The organism is Roseibium sp. AS2 (genome assembly GCF_038900065.1).
Classification (GTDB): Bacteria; Pseudomonadota; Alphaproteobacteria; order Rhizobiales; family Stappiaceae; genus Roseibium.
In genome coordinates this window covers 66,958-85,601 of sequence record NZ_JBBMQN010000011.1, presented here as the reverse complement: position 1 = coordinate 85,601, position 18,644 = coordinate 66,958, and the positions used below count along the sequence as shown (strand labels likewise).

The following is an 18,644-nucleotide window of genomic DNA, read 5'->3' as shown; positions in this document are numbered from 1 at the left end:
GCGTGCCGGCAATCGACTCATTGTTATTTTCCATTTGTGGCCGAACTTGGCCACAAACAGGTCTTTGTGGGTGTGATTTGTGTCACACTTTATCACGGTAGCGGCATCGCCGCTCCGGCGAAGACCGACAGATAGCCGCTATTCCTTGCGCAGCGCCGGAAGGACGAGCCGCGCTCTCAATCCTCCCAGATCGGACCCGTCCAGATCGAACGTACCGCCGTAAAGGGCCACGAGATCGGCGACGATCGACAGTCCGAGACCGGTTCCCGGAACGGTCTCGTCAAGCCGTCTGCCGCGCTTGACGGCCTCGGCCCGCTGGCCGGGTGTCAGCCCCGGTCCGTCATCCTCCACCGTGATGGCGAACATGTCCCTGTTGCTGGCGGGATCGATCAGCGGCGCGACACGGACAGTGACCCTGGAGCCGGCCCATTTGCAGGCATTGTCGATGAGGTTGCCACCCATTTCCTCAAGATCCTGGCTTTCTCCGCGGAAACGGACCTCCTCCTGCTGATCGAAGCCGATCTCCATGCCCTTGTCCCGGTAGATCTTGTCCATGGCGCGGATCAGCCTGGACAGCACCGGTTCGGTCTCGCAGGACACCCCGATGACACGGTGCTGCGCCGCCATGCGCGCCCGCTCCAGGTGATGCTGGATCTGGGTGGACATGATCCCCGCCTGTTCGGAGACCTTGTCGGCCAGCGGACCTCCCGAGGCCCGCGCCTCGTTGGCGATCACCGACAGCGGGGTCTTCAGACCATGCGCCAGATTGCCCACATGGGTCCGGGCCCGCTCGACGATCTCCCTGTTGGAAACGATCAGCGCGTTCAGTTCGACCGCCAGCGGCGCGATCTCGCGCGGCAGGGCCTCGTCTATCCGGTCCGCCTCCCCCTGGCGCACGGCGGTGAGCGAGGCGCGCAGCCGGCCCAGCGGGCGCAAACCGATCCGGACCTGCAGGAAGATCGCAAGGATCAGCCCGATGCCGACGATGCACAGGGTCAGCGCGACCAGGCGCCCGAACTCGGAAACTTCCGCCCAGAAAACCGCTGTCGAAGCGCCCACGGCGATGACATAGGGAACATCCTCGATGGTGATGCGCTGCTGCAGGACCCGGATCTCGTCGCCCTTCGGTCCGACGATGAACCCGGCGCTGGTGTCGTCCTGCCCGATCGCAGGCGCGTTCAGCGGATCGCCGACAAGGGATTGCGATGCATAAAGGATAGACGGGTCATCCGCCCGGCGCACAGTCCAGTACCAGCCGGACAAGGGCAACGAGAAGCGCGGGTCGCCCCGGTAGCTCGGCGCGGTCACCTGCGCCCGTGGCGTGGCCGGCGAACCGTCCACGTCGGTTTGCAGCATTTCCGAAATCAGGGCGTTGATGTGAATTTCGAGCTGGGCATCGAAGGCCCGTTCGCTCGCCCGCTGGTAAAGGCTCACCAGAAAGATGCCGGCCAACGCCAGCGCGACCGCGGACCAGATGGCGGCAACAAAGACCAGACGGGCCGACAGCGACCGCTGCGGCCCGGACGTCTGCCGGATTGCGGCCGGGGCGGCCGGATCAGTCGTCACCTGCGGCTCCAAGGCGGTAGCCGAGGCCCCGGATGGTCTCGATCAGATCCGAGCCGATCTTCTTGCGCAAGCGGCCGACAAACACCTCGACCGTGTTGGAATCCCGGTCGAAGTCCTGATCGTACAGGTGCTCGGTCAGCTCCGTCCTCGATATCACCTTGCCCTGGTGATGCAGCAGATAGGACAGCAGACGGTATTCATGGGAGGTCAGCTTGATCGCGCCGCCATTAACCGTCACCCGGCCGGCGCGCAGATCGAGCCGGACAGGTCCGCAGGTCAGCTCGTTGGAGGCATGCCCGGCGGCGCGCCGGACCAGCGCGCGCACCCTGGCCAGCACCTCCTCCATGTGAAAGGGCTTGGCGACATAGTCGTCCGCGCCGGCATCGATCCCGGCGACCTTGTCGGACCAGCGGTCGCGGGCCGTCAGGATCAGCACCGGCATGGTGCGCCCGTCCCGGCGCCAGGTTTCCAGAACCGACAGACCGTCCAGCGTCGGCAGGCCCAGATCCAGCACCACCGCGTCATAGGGTTCGGTATCGCCCAGATGATGCCCGTCCTCGCCGTCCGTGGCGCTGTCGACCACATAGCCGGCCTCCTCCAGGGCAGTGACGAGCTGGCGGTTCAGATCGGTGTCGTCTTCAACAACAAGAATGCGCATGAGGTCCAGCTTTTCAAAGGTTCAGTGTGGTGAGACGGCTGTGCCAACGGATGCGGTGCCCCTCGGGGTACCAACTTAAGCGCTCCCTAACGGGCGTTGACTGTGACAGTTGTCACCTTGCCGCCGTTCTTGACCGACAGCACATAGACATAACCGCCGCCCTGCTCACAAAGCTGGGCTTTCAGAATGTCCCCCTTCACCCGGCCGGCGACAGAACCCAGCGGTGCCGCCTTGCCGCTGGCAACGACCTTGCGGGCCTGCGCATCCGACAGACAGGCCGCCTGCGCCGGAGCCGCCGCGGCGCACAAGAATATGAATAGGAAAAATATCTGTTTCACGGGTCCGATTCCGGTTCTGCTCACGAAGTGTTGGGCAAGGTGTAATCAATTTCACATGAACGCAAGCTGAACCGGGGAATGGGGGTGGGAGGAACCGTCAGGTCCCGGCCCTCGTTTCGGCGAAACAGGCCCTCAGAGCAATTGCATGCACCGTGACTTCCGGCCCTGAGCCATCATTCGAGTGATGCGCAGCAAAGGTCTGCTCCGAGCCCTATTGACCGATGCCGCACTTCATATGAAGGTCGGCTTTGCTAGCGCTTGGCCTATGCGCCAACTCCGTCGAACCAGATAAGGGCACTGGTTTTGAAGTTGTTGCATGTAAGTCTGACTGCACGCGATGCAGACGCACTCTCGGCCTTCTACAAAAGGGCTTTTGGGTTCGTTGAAAGAAGACCGCCAAAACAACTGTCTGGGGCAATCGTCTCGCGTGGTAACGGTCTTCCAAACTCCGACATCTATGCAATCTGGTTAAACTTGCCTGACGTTCAGGGGCCGTTTCTGGAGATATTGGCTTACAGCAAGACCTTGGAACGACCTAAGCCTGCGGTCAACGAAACCGGATATGCACATCTCGCGTTCGAGGTAGATGACTTATACGATTCTATCAGCACGGTGGTGCAGTCGGGTGGAAGTCTGCAAGGGGAAGTCACAAACTTCGGCACGCAGGATCAGCCCCACTTGATCGTCTATGTCCGCGATCCGGAAGGCAACATTTTAGAGCTGGAACAACCGGCAGGCTAATAAAAGCGGCCATCCGCCTAAAAACCACGAACGGCAACTTCGTCCGCATTGCGGACCTTAGTTTAACCCCCAGCAAAAGGTCCGCTCCGAGCCCTGGCCGGGCATTCAATCAGCCACGGTTAGCGACAGCATTCGAGGCGACGTCTTGTGCCCCCGTGAACACACGCATCCCTCAGCCCAACGCAACCGGCAAATCACGTGCCCCGTGCAGCACACGGACATCTCTCACCTCGTCGCTTGCTTGAAGTCAGAAAATCAGGTAGCGCCCGTGTCGAGCGTGAACGCACGCCCTCGCACATATCGTCACGCCGGGGAAAACGATCGGGACGTTCGGCGGCCTGGCGCATCGTGGCTTCGTTCTCGGCGAGAAACGACACCGCACGATCAGGACTGTCGCGGGCGATGAAGTCTCCGATTTCAACAAGATCATCCCGGGCAGCAGGCAGAATAACCAGGTCAGGCACGGGTCAGGGTTTCGCTGTGTACCGCGCGCGGAGTTCCGCGAAGATCTGATCCGCGGGAATGGCCGGGCCGCTGTCCAGACCGGCCTTGATCGCCGCGCGCAAGGCTTCCAGCTCCTGCCGCTCCGTGTCCCGTTTGCGGGTCCAGTCGCGCAATGCCTCGCGGACAACTTCACTCGTCGAGGCATATTCCCCACCGGCAACCGTCTGGCGCAAGGTTTCGGCCAGTTCGGGGGGCATGGTGATCGTCATTCGTTCTACTGCGGCCATAAGGGTCCCTCCTGCGGTCACGGCATACTTTATCATACTTATGATTCAGATGTCAGCATGAGGGGCGCGTATCACCGAGCCTGTTCGATGCCGAACAGGCGACGAAAGAGTTCCACGAACAGGCCGAATGGCCGCGCAAGCAGGACCATGAACACAATGGCCGAACCGATCGCGAAGAGGGCTTCCGTCGCGCTCGCCCCCGCGATCATGAGCGTCGCCCCATAGACGGGGACCTGGAACACCAGAAAGGCGGCAATATCCGCCGCCACGGCGCTCAAACGCCCGCGCGGTTGCACCTGTGAGAAAAGCCAGTCGCGCCAGAAGGTGTAGGGGCGTCCCGTCGCGATCATCACCGGGATCATGACAAGCCGGGTCGTCAGGACGGAGGCAAGGTCCATTCCCGCGATCACGAGTTCCGAAAAGGTTGCGAACACGGTGAAAAACACAATCGTGGCAATGGTGTCGATGATCGAGGTGCGCATGAAAGCCCTTTAACATGCCAGGGGCACAAGTAAATCAACCCGGCGGTTTCATCTACGGACGCCAACGGGCTGAACCGATGCATCCGCGGCGATCGGCTACCAGTCGGGCCGTCAGAAGGCACACAACGAAGGCCGGGACAATTCTACCAAGCTCAACAAACAGGAACCCGTTCGACCATGACATGAGAGTGTTCCGCGAGGCGCGCGTCGCGGAGCGAGGTGGGCTAGATCCCCGCGCGGTGGCGGGGAAGGCGCCTCGGGGGTGGCGGGGCTGCGGGTCCCGATAGCTCTCTCCGCTTGCAGCCGAGTGGGGCCCCCCTCTCGGCGTCATCAACTCTGTTGAATCAAGAAGAGGCTGATCACCACCCTCGGGGTCACCCCGGACGCAGCGCAGCGAAGATCCGGGGCCTACTCGTTTGCAGAGCTTCTGTTGGATGTCCTGTGAATCACCGCATATGCGAACCTCCTGGCCAGCGACAGGAGTGCAGCCATTCGCAGCACGGCTTGCGCAAACCGCTGTTGCTTCTGCAAGCGGCATCGCGAGTAGGCCCCGGCTCGGCGCTGCGCTTGGCCGGGGTGACACCGAGAGGGGGTAGTTAGCCTCTTTTTCGATCAACGGAGTTGATGACAGCAGAGACAGGCGCAAGCGCTGCCGCGCCTCAGAGCGCACTTGACCGGCCAGTCTATCCCGAAACGGCCACTCCCCTACAAAGCCACCAACTCATCCGTCTGCAAATCATCGTAACGGCCCTTGAAGTGGTCGAACACCTGCAGGGTGCGGCGGGCGATGCCGGTCCAGCCGAAGACGCGCCGGGCGAAGCGGGCGCCTTCAACGGACAGGGTCTCGCGCAGCCAGGGATATTGCATCGGCATGTTCAGCATGGCGGCGAATTCCTCCGGCCGCTTCGGATCGGCGACCAGGGCATGGCGGCCAAACTCGATCTGGTCGAACAGGCCGCCATGGACCGTGACCACGGTCGGCGTGCCGCAGGCCATGGCTTCGACCGCCGTCATGCCGAAGGGCTCGTAGCGGGACGGCAATGCGAAGATGCCCGGCGCCCGGTAGAAATCGGCAAGGTCCTCGTCGGCGACATATCCTCGCCAGCTTATGGAATCCGCCACGCCCTTTTCGGCAGCGACCTGCTTCCACTGGTCCAGGAGGGCGATGTCGCTGTCCGAATTGGCGCCCGCCGCCAGCACGAGACGTGCGTCCGGCTGAAGCTTCAGAAGGCTGGGAAGGGCCTCGATCGCAAGGTCGTACCCCTTGTTCTCGGCGGCCCGGCCGACGACGTAGATATCGGTGTCCCGAAAATCGTGTTTCTGGCGCACTGCCGCCACCTTGCCCGGCGTGGCGGGCGTAAAGCGGCCTTCGTCGATCCCGGGCGGGATCATGGAGATATGGTCCCTGGGGAGCTGATACTGCTCGACGATCAGGTCTGTCTGCTGCTCGGTCGTCGCAATGACATGATCGCAATTGCGGTAGAGCACGAATTCCTTCTGGATGCGTTCCTCGAAGCGGTAGCCCGCCATCTCCTCTTCGCTGGCTCCGGCCATGTCGTGGCGTTTCCACCAGCCGAGCGAATGCGGCGTGTGGATATGGGGGATCTGCAGTTCCTCGGCGATTTTCTGACCCGAGACGCCCGCATCCCAGTAGTGGCTGTTGATGACATCGTACTGGATGTTGCGGTGACGGATCATGGCAAGGGCGTTGGTGACAAAATCGCCGTACCAGTCGTGCATGTCCTCCTTGCGGATGAAGTCGTCGCCGCCGAAGGGAACGCGCACCACGCGCAGATTGTCATTGACGAAATCCTCGGCCGGCTGGCCTTCAAACTGGCGGGTCATGACATCGACCCTGTAGCCGAGCCGGGCAAAGCGCTTGGCAAGCTCCAGCACGAAAACCACCTGGCCGCCCGTGTCCGGTTTTCCGAGTTCGGGCGAGCCCGCGACATAGCCGTGCAGCGAAATCATCAGAAGTGATCCGATGTTGTGCTTGTTCATGTGGTCCAACCTTTTCCTGTGGGCGTGTGGCTCCATCTTCCCAGGCCATTTTTTTGTTTTTGGTCGTCGATCCGCCCGCCGTGTTCCGGCAGGTCGGGACATGCGGCCTACTGCTCCGGCAGCAGGCCGAATTCGATCAGCCCCTCGAGAACCCCGGCGGCGTGATGCGCGGTCGCGCGATAGGTCTTGTGACGCGGCATGGCCGCGAGCAGTTCCTCGCGCGCGTTGCCGACCGCGATGGCGCGGCCGGCGGCCTCGAACAAGGCCAGGTCGTTGCCTGAATCGCCCGCTGCGACAGTCCGCTCGACAGGGATGCCCAGGTGCCCGGCAAGGTGACGCATGGCGGCGTCCTTGCCGGCTTCGGGCGCCAGGATGTCCAGATCGGCGGCACCGGAATAGATCGACCTGAAGGCAATGCCCTCCTTCCGGAGACGCTCCAGAACCCTGTCCGCGTCCTCCCGGCCGGACACGGCGAAACTCGCCTTGCCCTCGGTCTGGAAGATGTCCTCGTGCGCTGTGTAGCCCATGCCCTCGACCAGTTTGCGGATTTCCCTGTCGGGCCAGTCAATGAATTGCCGGCGCCAGGTGTCCAGAAAGGAACGGCCCAGACGTATTTCGGTTCCCAAACCGGTGATGATCGCATCCGGCCGGAAGTCGTCCGGAAAATAATCCGCGAGTGTCCTGTCCACGCTCGCGGCCGGCCGGCTCGAGTTCAGGGCAAGGCGGATGGTGCCGGGGTGCGCCTTGAGACGATCCCACAATCGAGCGAGGTCGGCGCGGCTTCCGGTCAGGGTGTCGTCGATGTCGCTGACCAGCAGCCACTGATCCGGACTGCCGTTCGCCTCACTCACAAGTCCTCCGCCTCCGTATCGGGGGCCGGGTTCGTCGCGGTGTAGACCGTTTCAACGGCGTCCTCGCTGACAGGCCGGCTCAGGGTCTCGACGTGAAGATCCTTCAGGCAGACCGCCGCGCTTTCGGTGTAGAAGCCGATGCCGCCTTCGGTGAAACTGTCATCGACCAGCGACAGCACGACATGGCCGTCGATGGAGAACTCCAGATACATGCCGTGGGCAACCACCTCGATCCACCAGGGGCCGTGATCGCTGCCCCGGAATTGCGCTTCCTGAAGGGGTTCGTAGCGGAAGGCATGTTCGAATTCCGGTGTCGGGTTCGCCCCCCAGGCGCGGATCTGGGCGACGCCGTTGACCAGGTCCAGCGACAGGTAATAGCCGTCGCCCTCCTCGTTCATGCGCAGGACCAGTCCGGTCTTGCCGAGCCCTTCCAGCATCAGACTGGCGCGCAGCCGGAAGTCCTCATGCTGTCCGGGCACCATGAAGGCCTCGTATCCGCTCTTGCACGACAGGTGCAGGCCGTCGGGCCGGTCGACCGCGGACGCATGCGGATTGTCGTAAAGGAACTTGCACTGGTACGACGCGGTCACGATCTGCCGCCCGGTGATGAGCGAATCGAACACCGAACTGGATTTCAGTTTCAGACGCCCGGCACTGTCCGTGACCATTTCCTTCGGCGGCGGCAACAGCTTCTTCACCACTTCGCGTCCGTAGACATTTTCCGTCTTGGAGAAGAAGTTGAACAACAGCAACTTGTCGTCGGTGCGGCAGATGCGGCCCGCGTAGTTGCCCGTCGGCAGGATCACGTTGTTGAAGAAGTTCTGGTACGGGCCTTCGAGCGAGTCGGCATACCAGTAGTGGATCTTGATATCCTCCCGGATCGATCCCATCAGGTAGAAGCGCCCGTCCAGCTTGAACAGGTTCGGCACCTCGACATCGTCGTAGAGTCCGGGACGGTACAGCGGTGCCTCGAAGTCGAATACATCGGGCGTCACTTCCCGCGCCAGTCCGACACAGCCCCGGCGGATGACCGGTCCGTCCTTGATCCGCGCCGTGCTGAGCAGAAGCCGGTCGCCGGTCTCCGCGTCCTGATAGAAAAACGGGTCCCGGAAGCTGACCCAGCGCCGGCCCTCGTCGATCGAGCTCTCGTAGTGCGGCGCGGGAATTTCGAGCGGATAGTGGCCGTGATTGCAGCGGTCCCAGTGATAGAGATCCGTTGAACGGGCCACGCCGACCCTTTGCACCCGGCCGTGTTCGGACCGCGCCAGGCCCGTATAGAACATGCGCCATTCGCCCGGACGGTCGGGGTCGGGTGTGACATGCATCGTCCACAGCATGTCGTCGTCCCAGTCTCCCGGTTCGCCGACAAACAGCGCGTTCCTGACCCGGCGCCAGGTCATTCCGTCGGAACTGACCGCATGGGCGATGAAGTCGTGATTGGGCAGCACCAGATGGAAGAGATGATAGGTGCCGTCATGATAAACGACATCGACGTCGCCGATATCAGACCGCAGAAATCCATGTGATGCATACATGCCCTAACCCTGCCCCAGTTGTTTCGGCCGGTTCAAGAGGCTCACGGAAAAAAATTTGCAGTGCAGCATTTCGGCAGTCACGGGAGGGTCCTGTTCGGCGCCGCGAGGCCCGGGTCCCTTTCCCGCTCAATTGATTTGCCATCTTCCTCAAAGGCTCTAGGATTTCAACATGTCCGGTCGTCGCTTGCAGCCCTTGATGTCCCGGCGCCGGTTTTTCCTGCGCGAACGAGGTGTCATGGGGTGGTTGCAGCGGGTCCTCACCGTCACCTTTCTGCTCGGCTGCGCACCGCAGGCACATGCCTGCTCGCTGTCGCTTGTGCTTGCAATGGATGGTTCGGCAAGCGTCGATGCGCAAGAACACGCGCTCCAGATCAACGGTCTTGCGGATGCGCTTCGCGATCCCGAAGTGGTCCAGGCGATCATTGCCGTCGGCGGCATCTGGGTGACCAGTTTCGAGTGGAGTGGCCGGTACAAGCAACTGGAGCAACTCGGCTGGAAGCACCTTTGGGACAATGCCAGCGCGAACGAGGCCGCCGAGATCCTGCGCCAGGCGCCGCGCGGCTACACGGAGTTCCCCACCGCGATCGGCTACGCCCTCGGGCATGCCGCGGTGCGCATGCAACAGGCGCCCCGGCGCTGTGCCCGCAAGGTCATCGACGTTGCCGGGGATGGCATCAACAACGACGGCTTCGGCCCGGAAAGCGCCTACAAGGCGTTCAACTTCGAGGGCGTTACAGTCAACGGGCTGGTCATTTCCGGCGCCGATACGCCGGCGGCGCGCTATTACAGCGCCAAGGTCATCAGGGGCCCCGGTGCCTTCGTCGAGGTGGCGGCGACCTATGACGACTATGCCGTCGCCATGAAGCGCAAGCTCCTGCGGGAGATCTTCGGCAACGGCTACGCCGCTCTGGACGAGGATACGGCCCCGCCGGAGATGCTTTTCGCCGGGAGCCGCATCGTTCAGGATCACGTTCCTCCGTCGCGGGCCCTTCAGGCATCGCGCTTGCGTTTGTCCTTGCCCTCCTCCTCCTCGAACGAGCGGTAGAAATCCTTGAGGGTCTTGCCCGGCTCGGCAGCGAAATTGTCGCCTTCTTCCCGCAGTTCGGAAATCCGGTCGAGGCGGAAGACACGAAAGTCCTGGCGGAGTTCGCACCAGGCAACGAGCGTCCAGACCTTGCCCCAGAACCAGAGCCCCAGAGGCCGGATCACCCGGCGGCTCGGATCGCCCTTGCTGTCGCTGTAGGCGATCGACAACCGTTTGCGCGCATCCGCCGCGACCTCCAGAAAATCGATATGTGCCCGGACCTGCTGGGTCATTTCCGGCGCGAAGGCATGGATCTCGATCTCGTTCTGACGTATCCGCCTCTTTTCCGGCAGGACAGCATCAATCTTGACCATTGCCTCCTCGGCGGCCCTGGCCATGGCGACACCGCCCCAGGCCCTGATGAGACGCGCGCCGGCCAGCAGGGCAACGATTTCGTCGCGTGTGAACATGAGCGGCGGCAGGTCATAGCCATCCCGCAGGATGTAGCCGACACCGGCCGCGCCCTCGATCGGCACACCGGAGGCCTGAAGGTCGACCACATCGCGATAGATCGTCCTTTCGGAGACCTCCAGCCATTCGGACAGCTGCCGGGCCCTGACGAGCCGACCGCCGCGCAGGTATTGCACGATCTGAAACAGGCGGTCGGCTCGTCTCATGACGTCAGGTCCTCAGGAAGCGAACATTCCGACCGAATTGCCGTCCGGATCGATGCCATAGGCAAAGCGGCCCGCCGGAATTGCGATCGGATCGGAGATGACTTCGCCACCTGCTTTCGCAAATCGTTCCATGGTTGCTTCCAGGCTGTCCGGGCAAGCCAGGTGAATGGTCGGCCCCGTTCCCTTCTGCGCGGGCGTTCCCGGATAGAGGTGCCCCGCGACGCCACCCTGCTCTTTCGTTGGAAACATTGCAAATTCGTTCGGGCCCATGTCCTTGACCCGTCCAAGGTCCGTCTTGAACACGTCGTTGTAAAAGCGGATCGCCTTGTCCAGATCCGAAACCGGGATTTCCATCCAGATCGTGAAATTATCGGGTGTAAAGCTCATCGGACGTCTCCTTCGTTGGTGTAACGGAGACCACGCTTAGCAAACCCCTCCTGACAGCCTCCTGTCAGGAGAAAGCCTCAGCCTGTCTTTTGCAAGATCATGTGAAAACAGAACAAATTTTCGTACCTTTGCGTCGCTTCGAATGTCGCGTGACAATATCGGGCCAGCAATGACACCCCGCGGGCACATCGGAGCAATATTACCCGGGCCATCGACTTGAGCCCGCGGAGAATACCGGCGCCGGAGACAGTCGGGTTTGCGGACAGACATGCCTTCCGGATGCTGTTGCCGCGACCTTCACACAAGGAAAAGGGGTTAAGTGACATTAATGCTACCGGTTGACATGTTCTTAAGTCCGCGCGCGTTAGAAAATCTGCAGGAGAACCTTGCACATAAATGGCTCGACACCTGAACACGCTTTTTAACCGCCCCCTGTTGCCAGCCATTCTCGCCGGTCTGACGACGTTTGTCCTGATGATGATGCTGGCCTGGTCCGGCATCGCCTTCGAGGCACACCGGGACCTGCAAAAGCGGACATCGGGTCTGTTCAGCATCTGGCTTGCCAATATAGACGGGGGCAACAGGCTCTACGCCGAGCTGGAAGCTCTTCCGACGCAAGATTGCAGCACCGAGCACCTGAACCAGCTCAATACGATTGTCTACAACGACAATCACATCACAAACATCTGGTTTTTCCCCGATGGCGATACCAGAACGACCTGTGCCTCGAGTTTCGGCGGCTTCGACCCGGCTTTCGACTTTGGGCCGCCGGAAATCACCAGCCTGTTTTCGGACGGCCGCGAGGCCTGGTACCGGACACCGTTCAGGGGTGTTGCGGGTGTCGACGATGTCACTCTCATCAAGAAGAACCGCTACGCGGTGTCCTTTTACCGGACCGGGAGCCTTCCGGAAACCACCGATGGCCTGCTGTACATCTCGGACACGCAGGATCCGGATGCCGAACTTTTCCACATGGCGGGAAACCGCGGCCTGCTGAAACAGTCGCGCGACAGCTTCGGCCCCGTCTTCGGCCATGTGTACGCCCATGCTTGCGGCGACGGTCCGGTCAGGCTTTGCTACCTGACCATGATCCATGCCGGCAAGGTCATGAGGGACAATGATTCCCTGATCGCCATATTCACCGTGTTCAGTCTCATTACCGGTATTCTCGTGTCCCAGCGGCTACGCCGCATCGTGCGGCAACGCAACAGCCCCGCCGGCCGGATCCGGCGCGCCATCAGGAATGGCGGCAGGGGCTTCGAACCCCACTTCCAGCCGTTCGTGACCCTGAACACGATGACATGCGAGGGCTGCGAGGTTCTGGCGCGATTCGAGGATGCGCAGGGAAAGCTGTTTCCCGATGAATTCATTGCCATCATCCAGGAACAGGGACTGACCTGGGAATTCACGGAGATCATCATCGCGAAGGCGCTGCAGGATCTGACGCCCCTGCTGGCCGGACGTCCGGGCTTCAAGGTCGGCGTCAATTTCTTTCAGGTGGATCTGGACGACGAACGAATCCAGACCGTGATCAAGTCGCCGGTTTTCGAAACCGCGACGCAGGCGAACATATCGCTGAGCTGCGAAATCCTGGAAACCGGCATCGGCACCGGGACCAGCATCGCCAAATCGCTCGAGTACCTGCGCAGCATCGGCTGCCAGATCGCGATTGACGATTTCGGCACGGGGTATTCCAATCTCGCCCAGATCAAGGCCCTGAACCCCGACGTGGTGAAGATCGACAAGATGTTCATCGACGACCTCGGCACGACGACGGAGAGCGCGCGCGGGGTCTTTGTGCACGCGATCCTCGGCATTGCCGATGCGCATGCCATGAAAGTCTGCGCGGAAGGCGTCGAGAGCGCCGAACAGCTTGCGTCCCTGCGGACCCGGAATGTCGACTATGCGCAAGGCTATTATTTCGCCCGGCCCATGCCGATCCGCGACTTCGCGCTCTACCTGCTTGAACAGACCCTCAAAGACAGGATGCCCGCGGAAGGCCGTTTGCCCAAGTTGAAACAGGCTGCCGCCATCTGACGACTTTCTGCGCCCGGGAAGCACTCCCGGCCGGCGACGGTGTCCCAATTCTCCCTTCCAAATCCGAACGCTCAGGGATGGCCTGCCGCAGGGCGGCTTGCCGTCATTTGCGGATTCGAGCCAGATCGATCGGCCCCGACCGATTTCAGCCACCGCAAATGCGCTGCCGATTGATCTGTCTCAAGGTCGGCGCAGCCGGTTGGCGGCACGTTGTGCATCTCATAAGGAGGCAAGAATGAGCCACGTGCCACACGAACTTCACGAAGAATTCCCGGAAGCGGCGGAAGCGCTGCACACCCTGAAAACCAGTGACGCGCATTTCGCGCGCCTGTCCGATGAATATCACACCATCAACCGGGAAGTGCACCGGATCGAAACCGATCTGGAACCGGCATCCGATGACGCTCTGGAGGAGCTGAAAAAGAAAAGGCTTCACCTGAAAGATCAGATTGCTGCCTTGCTGGCGGCTGCGGCTAACACCGCGACCTGAGCCCCTCCTTTTCAGGCCGGTGTTAGAGCCCGCGCCGTCCCCGTCCGACGGCGCGGGCCACCACGCCCCTTCACGGCATTGATGCTGACGTGCCGGGCGTGACGTGGACAGGCGCGCCCCGATCGGGACGCGCCGGACACCCGGCGATCCTACAACAACACCGTCCTGATAAAAAAGAAGGCGCCGCAGCTTCTGCGAAGCACGGCGCCAGTCTGGGGAGGAACGACCCTCATCGTTCACCTTACGATGTGGGTCCGCCGGTCGAGACTTGCAAGGCAAGCCTGCGTGAAGCTGGTGTGATCCGTGACCGCCGGCAGCTCCGGCCACATGGCCTGTCCGCCTGACTTGCCCTGATAACCGGTTGGTGACTGGCACGAGAACTGGCATGACGGCTGGACGTCTTGACACGACCGGACCACTGCCATCTCCTTAAGGGCATCAAATCACCTTCCGGATCAGCCCATGAGACTTGCCCCCACCCTATTGTTATCGCCCTGGCTGTTTCTGACAGGCCTTTTCCCTGCCGCCGCCGTCGCGGCGGATCACTGCGTCGACGTTCAATCCCGCAAAGGCTGGCAGCAACTGTCCCTGCCCACCGGCAAGATCCGCAAGGTCGGCTATTCCGGCACGTGGAGCGTCATTGCCGGCCAGGCCGCGCCGGTCGGTCCGCGCGGCTATTCCGGACAGGCGGCCAAAAAGCTCGGCCCGCTCTTCGGTTACAAATTCGACCAGTCCTACGCGTTCGGCGAGATGCTGGTGCGCGACCAGGCGGGCCGGATCGTTCCCTTCGCCGAATTCGCCGCGCTTGCCGTGAATTCGCGTGACCCTGCGGGCGTCTACGCATTCCGGATCAACGACAAGGACATTGCCCTTTGGGACAATGCAGGCGCGATCCGGATCTGCGTCTCGATGCGCTGACAGGCCAGGCACGCCTTTCCGATCGATTCGACCGGCTTCGGAAGCCGGTCGGCATAGTTTCAGCCTCCCCCATTCAACGGATATCCGCGACATGACCCAGAAGACCGTTCTCATCACCGGTGCCGCCAGGGGCATCGGTCTCGCCACGGCAAGGCTCATGCTCGAACGGGGCTGGCAGGTCGCCATGCTGGACCGGGACAGCGATGAACTCGCCGTCGCCGCCAGGGACCTGAATGGCGCCGCGCCCTTTGTCTGTGATGTCTCGATCGCGGCACAGGTCGATGCGACCGTCCCGGCGATCCTGGACCGGTTCGGCCGGCTCGATGCCTTGGTGAACAATGCCGGGGTCGCCGAATTCGGACCGATCGAACAGTGCGATTTTTCCATGTGGCGCCGGGTGATGGAGACCAATCTGGACGGGGTCTTTCTCGTGTCGCAGGCAAGCATCCCGGCACTGAAGGACACCCGCGGAGCGATCGTCAACATCGCGTCCATCTCAGGCCTGCGGGCCTCGACCCTCAGGGTCGCCTACGGCACATCCAAGGCGGCTGTCATACAGTTGACCAGGCAGCAGGCCGCCGAACTCGGCGAATACGGTATCCGCGCCAATTGTGTCTGTCCCGGACCGGTGCGCACCAAGCTCGCCATGGCGGTACACAGCCAGGAGATCATCGACGCCTACCACGATGCGATTCCGCTCAACCGGTACGGCAGCGAGCAGGAGATCGCCGAGGTCATCGCGTTCCTGTGTTCAGACCAGGCCAGCTACGTCACCGGCCAGATCATCGCGTCGGACGGCGGTTTCGAGAGCACCGGCGTCGGCCTGCCAGCTCTGCGGGGCTGAGGGTCTCCGGCTTACCCGCAGCTTTGCCGAAGCAAGGCTGTCGGGCTATCGCCAGACCGATACCGGGCCGATGCTGACCTATGTGACAATCGTCACAAGTTTTCGCGATTCCTCTTTGTTTTCAGTGCGGACTTCCGGGGCAGGTATCAGCGACCGGTCAGAAAATGCGCCGCCACCTGACGCTGGTGCGGGCGGGTCCTGTGCTCGAACAGATAGATCCCCTGCCAGGTGCCCAGCACCATCCGGCCCGCCTCGACCGGAATGGACAGGGAGACAGGCAGAAGTGCCGCCTTGATATGGGCGGGCATGTCGTCCGGGCCTTCCAGAGTGTGGACCAGATAGGACATGACCGGATGATCCGCCGGCGGCACGAGCCGTTCGAAAAAGGCCTTCAGATCGCGCTGCACGTCCGGATCGGCGTTCTCCTGGATGAGCAGCGAGCAGGAGGTGTGGCGCACGAACAGCGTGAGCAGGCCGTCCGCCGCGTCCGCCTCCTCCAGCCAGGCCGCCACCTGGTTCGTGAATTCGTACAGGCCCGTCCCATGCGTGCGGAGGGTGAAACTGGTCAGCATCAGGGGGCCTTCCTCCGGCATTTCGAATTCCGCCGACTGGTCCAGGCGGGTTGCAATTGCGGCCTCGGCCCTCCATGTCAACCGGACCGGTGGATAGCAACAAAAGAGCACTGTATGTCCTTGTCCCGCAAGAAAATCCTGATTGCGAGCCTGGGCACACGGGGCGATGTCCAGCCTTATGTCGCCCTGGCAAGGGCGCTCACCGCGCAAGGTGCCGAGGTTACCCTGGTGACCGGCGAAGGTTTCGACGACATGATCGAAGCTGCCGGCGCCCGGTCCCGGCCGGTGCCGATCAACTATCAGACGCTTCTGCAAAGCCCGGAGGTGCAAGCCGCCCTGTTCACCTTCAAGGGCAAGATCAGGGCCGCCCGGCAGAATATCGACCTGCAAAAGGAGATCTCCCGGCAGCTCTGGCAAACCGGCCTGGAGGAACGCCCCGACCTCATTCTGTTCAACCTGAAAGCCTGCGTGATGACCCTGGTCGGCCGCAGGCTGAACGTCCCGGCCCTGCCGACGGCCCTGCAGCCGGTGACCGCCCCGACGGGTGATTTCCCGATCCCGCTGTTCGGCCTGCCGGATCTGGGCCGCGGTCTCAACCGCTGGAGCTATCGCGCAGGCCGTTTCCTGATGGAGGCCGGGCTTCGTCCCGTGCTCAAGCCGGTCAGGCTTGAGGCCAAGACGGAGTATGCCGTGCCGGGCAGCCTTCTGGACGGTCACGAGCCCGGCGGTGACCCGCCGATGTCCCTGCAGGCTTTTTCGCGCGCGCTCGTGCCCATACCGGCGGACTGGCCAGCGGAAACCTGGCAGTGCGGCTACTGGCTGACCGAGCCGGATGCGGACTATCGACCGCCGCAAGAGCTTGCGACCTTTCTCGAGGCGGGGCCTGCGCCGGTCTTTCTCGGCTTCGGCTCCATGCCGAGCCGCGATCCGGAGAAATTGACAGCCACGGTTCTGGAGGCGCTTCGAACCACCGGCCGGCGGGCAATCCTGTCAACGGGATGGGGCGGGCTTTCGTCTCGCGACCTGCCCGAAAACCTGGCCGGACGCGTCCTTCTGGTCGAGAAAGCTCCGCACAGCTGGCTGTTTCCGCGCTGCTCGGCCATCGTGCATCACGGCGGCGCCGGCACGACCCACGAAGCGCTGCGCTGGGGCATACCATCGCTCATATGCCCGGTCTTCGGCGACCAGCCCTTCTGGGGACAGCAAGTGTGGAAGATCGGCGCCGGCCCGAAGCCGATCCGGCAGCAGGCGCTGACACCGGACAATCTCAGGCACGCCCTCCAGGAGCTTGAGACGCCTGCCTGCAAAGCCGGAGCGGAGCGTGCATCGGCGGTCATGTCTGCAGAACCCAGTGCCCTGGGAACCGCTGCGAGGCTGATCGACTTGCTTGCGGCAGAACCGGCTTCCTGACGGTTTCTTCAGCGTGGCGACGGGTCGGCGAATCGGGGGTCCGCGCGAAAAGCCTGAGTCAAAAACCGCGTCAGGGCGCGAACTCGCGCGACGTTTCTCAAATCGGGGTGAGTCAGGAGCCAGAGCTGATTGCAGCCGGACTGCCCGACAGAGCCGGCACGGGCCAGACCGACTGCCACGTCGGCCGGCAGCAAGGCAATACCCTGCCCGCTCAGCGCAAATGCCGCCATCGTCATCAGATCGTCGCTGCGGCATATCACCCGGCCGCGGAAATCACGGTCGAGTGAAGCAAATCTCTCCTGGCGCGCCATGGCTCCTGTCGCTCCGATCACATCGTGATGCGTCAGATCCCGCGCATCCGAAGGAGTGCCCCTTCGCTGCAGGTAGTCCGTGCTCGCGTAGAGGCCCCAGGGAATGTCGACCAGTTTCCGCCCGATCAGATGGTCCGGCGGTGTGTGGGTGATCCGAAGCGCGATGTCCGCCGCGCGTCCCGCCATGTTGAGTTCCTCGTTGGACGTGAGGAGGTCGACCGTGATGTCCGGGAAAGCGTCACGAAACCCGGCGAGATAGCCGGGCAGGAAATGACAGGAAAAACTGCCCGGGGCCGTCAGTCGGACACGGCCCTTCAACTGGACATCCGCGCCGGAGCTCCTTCTGTCGATATCCTCGACGGCAACCGACACGGTCCGAGCGAGATCGAGGATATCCTCCCCGGCCTCCGTCAGCTCGTACCGCCCCCTGACCTTTTCGAACAGGCGTGTTCCCAGACCGGTTTCAAAGGCTCTGACATGGCGAAACGCCGTGGCGTGACTGATCGCCAGTTGAGCAGCGGCTCCGGCGAGACTGCCGGTCTCGGCAACCGCCAGAAAAGTACGCAGATAATTCCAGTCCATTTTTTCATCTTTGCAAATCAAGTCCTCAATTATGCCTATTCTTTTCATTTCTGCAATCGCCTAGATCCAACCTGCCGGTCTCAGCGGCAAGATATTCAGGAGCAGAAAATGATCGGATACACCTCTCTCGGCACGAATGACCTCACCTCGTCCGCAGCGTTCTATGACGCGCTTCTCGCAGAGCTGAAGGCGAAGCGGATCATGGAATTCGAGGATTTCATCGTCTGGGGCGCCGGCGACGCAAGCCCGGCCTTTTCCGTGCACATTCCGTTTGACGGACACAAGGCGACCGCCGGTAACGGCGTGATGGTCGCGCTGACCGCCGGAAGCCGGCAGCAGGTCGACGCGGTCTATCATCGGGCGATGGCGCTCGGCGCCGCCGACGAGGGCCAACCGGGCCAGCGGGCGGACAACGGATTTTACGCGGCCTATTTCCGCGATCCCGACGGCAACAAGCTGAACGTGCACCACATTGGCTGACCGGGCTCG

At 62.3% G+C, this 18,644-nt stretch carries 20 protein-coding genes; 8 read left to right on the top strand and 12 right to left on the bottom strand.

Going from position 1 to position 18,644, the window contains the following annotated elements; genetic code table 11:
- Positions 1-138: 138 nt before the first annotated feature.
- The 3 genes from WNZ15_RS25020 to WNZ15_RS25010 all read right to left on the bottom strand — a co-directional run bounded on the left by WNZ15_RS25020 (position 139) and on the right by WNZ15_RS25010 (position 2,562).
- A complete protein-coding gene (locus tag WNZ15_RS25020; protein WP_342895772.1) occupies positions 139-1,566 on the bottom strand; it encodes an ATP-binding protein in 1,428 nt (475 codons plus the stop codon).
- On the bottom strand, positions 1,556-2,224 hold the full coding sequence (locus WNZ15_RS25015; protein ID WP_342895771.1) for a response regulator transcription factor: 669 nt from the start codon (positions 2,222-2,224) through the stop codon (positions 1,556-1,558). Before WNZ15_RS25015 ends, WNZ15_RS25020 begins: the two co-directional genes overlap by 11 nt.
- 86 nt (positions 2,225-2,310) lie before the next feature.
- Positions 2,311-2,562 carry a hypothetical protein gene (locus WNZ15_RS25010; RefSeq protein WP_342895770.1) on the bottom strand — a complete coding sequence of 84 codons (252 nt, stop codon included), beginning with the start codon at positions 2,560-2,562 and terminating at the stop codon, positions 2,311-2,313.
- A gap of 258 nt (positions 2,563-2,820) precedes the next feature.
- Here WNZ15_RS25010 and WNZ15_RS25005 point away from each other — a divergent pair, with 258 nt between their 5' ends.
- On the top strand, positions 2,821-3,303 hold the full coding sequence (locus tag WNZ15_RS25005; RefSeq protein ID WP_342895769.1) for a VOC family protein: 483 nt from the start codon (positions 2,821-2,823) through the stop codon (positions 3,301-3,303).
- A gap of 467 nt (positions 3,304-3,770) precedes the next feature.
- Here WNZ15_RS25005 and WNZ15_RS25000 read toward each other — a convergent pair whose 3' ends face one another.
- From WNZ15_RS25000 to WNZ15_RS24980, 5 genes are all read right to left on the bottom strand, one after another.
- Positions 3,771-4,034, bottom strand: coding sequence for a type II toxin-antitoxin system ParD family antitoxin (locus tag WNZ15_RS25000; protein WP_342895768.1), 264 nt, complete (start codon positions 4,032-4,034; stop codon positions 3,771-3,773).
- A 71-nt stretch (positions 4,035-4,105) separates the two neighbouring features.
- On the bottom strand, positions 4,106-4,516 hold the full coding sequence (gene alaE, locus WNZ15_RS24995) for an L-alanine exporter AlaE (protein WP_342895767.1): 411 nt from the start codon (positions 4,514-4,516) through the stop codon (positions 4,106-4,108).
- A 705-nt stretch (positions 4,517-5,221) separates the two neighbouring features.
- Positions 5,222-6,517: a glycosyltransferase gene (locus tag WNZ15_RS24990; RefSeq protein ID WP_342895766.1), complete on the bottom strand. Its 1,296-nt coding sequence runs from the start codon at positions 6,515-6,517 to the stop codon at positions 5,222-5,224.
- Positions 6,518-6,624: 107 nt separating this feature from the next.
- Positions 6,625-7,368, bottom strand: coding sequence for an HAD-IIB family hydrolase (locus WNZ15_RS24985; protein WP_342895765.1), 744 nt, complete (start codon positions 7,366-7,368; stop codon positions 6,625-6,627).
- A complete protein-coding gene (locus WNZ15_RS24980; RefSeq protein ID WP_342895764.1) occupies positions 7,365-8,903 on the bottom strand; it encodes a glycosyl hydrolase in 1,539 nt (512 codons plus the stop codon). Before WNZ15_RS24980 ends, WNZ15_RS24985 begins: the two co-directional genes overlap by 4 nt.
- A 169-nt stretch (positions 8,904-9,072) precedes the next feature.
- Here WNZ15_RS24980 and WNZ15_RS24975 point away from each other — a divergent pair, with 169 nt between their 5' ends.
- Positions 9,073-9,948, top strand: coding sequence for a DUF1194 domain-containing protein (locus WNZ15_RS24975; RefSeq protein WP_342895763.1), 876 nt, complete (start codon positions 9,073-9,075; stop codon positions 9,946-9,948).
- Here the strand turns inward: WNZ15_RS24975 and WNZ15_RS24970 are convergent.
- Entirely contained in the window at positions 9,894-10,604 is a 711-nt protein-coding gene (locus tag WNZ15_RS24970; protein WP_342895762.1) for a YafY family protein, read from the bottom strand. The genes WNZ15_RS24975 and WNZ15_RS24970 overlap by 55 nt on opposite strands.
- A gap of 12 nt (positions 10,605-10,616) precedes the next feature.
- The gene (locus tag WNZ15_RS24965; protein ID WP_342895761.1) at positions 10,617-10,991 is read right to left on the bottom strand and encodes a VOC family protein; all 375 of its coding nucleotides are present in this window, start codon (positions 10,989-10,991) and stop codon (positions 10,617-10,619) included.
- A gap of 396 nt (positions 10,992-11,387) precedes the next feature.
- Between WNZ15_RS24965 and WNZ15_RS24960 the strand changes: the two genes are divergently transcribed.
- The 4 genes from WNZ15_RS24960 to WNZ15_RS24945 all read left to right on the top strand — a co-directional run bounded on the left by WNZ15_RS24960 (position 11,388) and on the right by WNZ15_RS24945 (position 15,280).
- The gene (locus WNZ15_RS24960; protein WP_342895760.1) at positions 11,388-13,028 is read left to right on the top strand and encodes an EAL domain-containing protein; all 1,641 of its coding nucleotides are present in this window, start codon (positions 11,388-11,390) and stop codon (positions 13,026-13,028) included.
- A 235-nt stretch (positions 13,029-13,263) separates the two neighbouring features.
- Positions 13,264-13,518, top strand: a complete 255-nt coding sequence (locus WNZ15_RS24955; RefSeq protein WP_342895759.1) for a DUF465 domain-containing protein — start codon at positions 13,264-13,266, stop codon at positions 13,516-13,518.
- A 462-nt stretch (positions 13,519-13,980) separates the two neighbouring features.
- Positions 13,981-14,436: a hypothetical protein gene (locus WNZ15_RS24950; protein WP_342895758.1), complete on the top strand. Its 456-nt coding sequence runs from the start codon at positions 13,981-13,983 to the stop codon at positions 14,434-14,436.
- Positions 14,437-14,527: 91 nt separating this feature from the next.
- Positions 14,528-15,280, top strand: a complete 753-nt coding sequence (locus tag WNZ15_RS24945; RefSeq protein ID WP_342895757.1) for an SDR family oxidoreductase — start codon at positions 14,528-14,530, stop codon at positions 15,278-15,280.
- Between the two features lie 146 nt (positions 15,281-15,426).
- On the opposite strand, the gene WNZ15_RS24940 is transcribed toward WNZ15_RS24945, so the two are convergent.
- A complete protein-coding gene (locus WNZ15_RS24940; RefSeq protein ID WP_342895756.1) occupies positions 15,427-15,852 on the bottom strand; it encodes a secondary thiamine-phosphate synthase enzyme YjbQ in 426 nt (141 codons plus the stop codon).
- A 114-nt stretch (positions 15,853-15,966) separates the two neighbouring features.
- On the opposite strand from WNZ15_RS24940, the gene WNZ15_RS24935 reads away from it, so the two are divergent.
- Entirely contained in the window at positions 15,967-17,262 is a 1,296-nt protein-coding gene (locus tag WNZ15_RS24935; RefSeq protein WP_342895755.1) for a glycosyltransferase, read from the top strand.
- A gap of 8 nt (positions 17,263-17,270) precedes the next feature.
- Here WNZ15_RS24935 and WNZ15_RS24930 read toward each other — a convergent pair whose 3' ends face one another.
- Entirely contained in the window at positions 17,271-18,155 is an 885-nt protein-coding gene (locus tag WNZ15_RS24930) for a LysR family transcriptional regulator (RefSeq protein WP_342895754.1), read from the bottom strand.
- 108 nt (positions 18,156-18,263) lie between these two features.
- On the opposite strand from WNZ15_RS24930, the gene WNZ15_RS24925 reads away from it, so the two are divergent.
- Complete coding sequence (locus WNZ15_RS24925) at positions 18,264-18,635, top strand: VOC family protein (protein ID WP_342895753.1); 372 nt, start codon at positions 18,264-18,266, stop codon at positions 18,633-18,635.
- Positions 18,636-18,644 lie beyond the last annotated feature (9 nt).

Excerpts from the sequence above, each read along its gene's own strand:
- WNZ15_RS24945 (WP_342895757.1), top strand. The coding sequence starts at position 14,528 with ATGACCCAGAAGACCGTTCTCATCACCGGTGCCGCCAGGGGCATCGGT.
- WNZ15_RS24930 (WP_342895754.1), bottom strand. The coding sequence starts at position 18,155 with ATGGACTGGAATTATCTGCGTACTTTTCTGGCGGTTGCCGAGACCGGC.
- WNZ15_RS24950 (WP_342895758.1), top strand. The coding sequence starts at position 13,981 with ATGAGACTTGCCCCCACCCTATTGTTATCGCCCTGGCTGTTTCTGACA.
- WNZ15_RS24940 (WP_342895756.1), bottom strand. The coding sequence starts at position 15,852 with ATGCTGACCAGTTTCACCCTCCGCACGCATGGGACGGGCCTGTACGAA.
- WNZ15_RS24925 (WP_342895753.1), top strand. The coding sequence starts at position 18,264 with ATGATCGGATACACCTCTCTCGGCACGAATGACCTCACCTCGTCCGCA.
- WNZ15_RS25015 (WP_342895771.1), bottom strand. The coding sequence starts at position 2,224 with ATGCGCATTCTTGTTGTTGAAGACGACACCGATCTGAACCGCCAGCTC.
- WNZ15_RS24980 (WP_342895764.1), bottom strand. The coding sequence starts at position 8,903 with ATGTATGCATCACATGGATTTCTGCGGTCTGATATCGGCGACGTCGAT.
- WNZ15_RS24970 (WP_342895762.1), bottom strand. The coding sequence starts at position 10,604 with ATGAGACGAGCCGACCGCCTGTTTCAGATCGTGCAATACCTGCGCGGC.
- WNZ15_RS24965 (WP_342895761.1), bottom strand. The coding sequence starts at position 10,991 with ATGAGCTTTACACCCGATAATTTCACGATCTGGATGGAAATCCCGGTT.
- WNZ15_RS24975 (WP_342895763.1), top strand. The coding sequence starts at position 9,073 with ATGTCCGGTCGTCGCTTGCAGCCCTTGATGTCCCGGCGCCGGTTTTTC.
- WNZ15_RS25000 (WP_342895768.1), bottom strand. The coding sequence starts at position 4,034 with ATGGCCGCAGTAGAACGAATGACGATCACCATGCCCCCCGAACTGGCC.
- WNZ15_RS24955 (WP_342895759.1), top strand. The coding sequence starts at position 13,264 with ATGAGCCACGTGCCACACGAACTTCACGAAGAATTCCCGGAAGCGGCG.
- WNZ15_RS24935 (WP_342895755.1), top strand. The coding sequence starts at position 15,967 with ATGTCCTTGTCCCGCAAGAAAATCCTGATTGCGAGCCTGGGCACACGG.
- WNZ15_RS24990 (WP_342895766.1), bottom strand. The coding sequence starts at position 6,517 with ATGAACAAGCACAACATCGGATCACTTCTGATGATTTCGCTGCACGGC.
- WNZ15_RS24960 (WP_342895760.1), top strand. The coding sequence starts at position 11,388 with ATGGCTCGACACCTGAACACGCTTTTTAACCGCCCCCTGTTGCCAGCC.
- alaE (WP_342895767.1), bottom strand. The coding sequence starts at position 4,516 with ATGCGCACCTCGATCATCGACACCATTGCCACGATTGTGTTTTTCACC.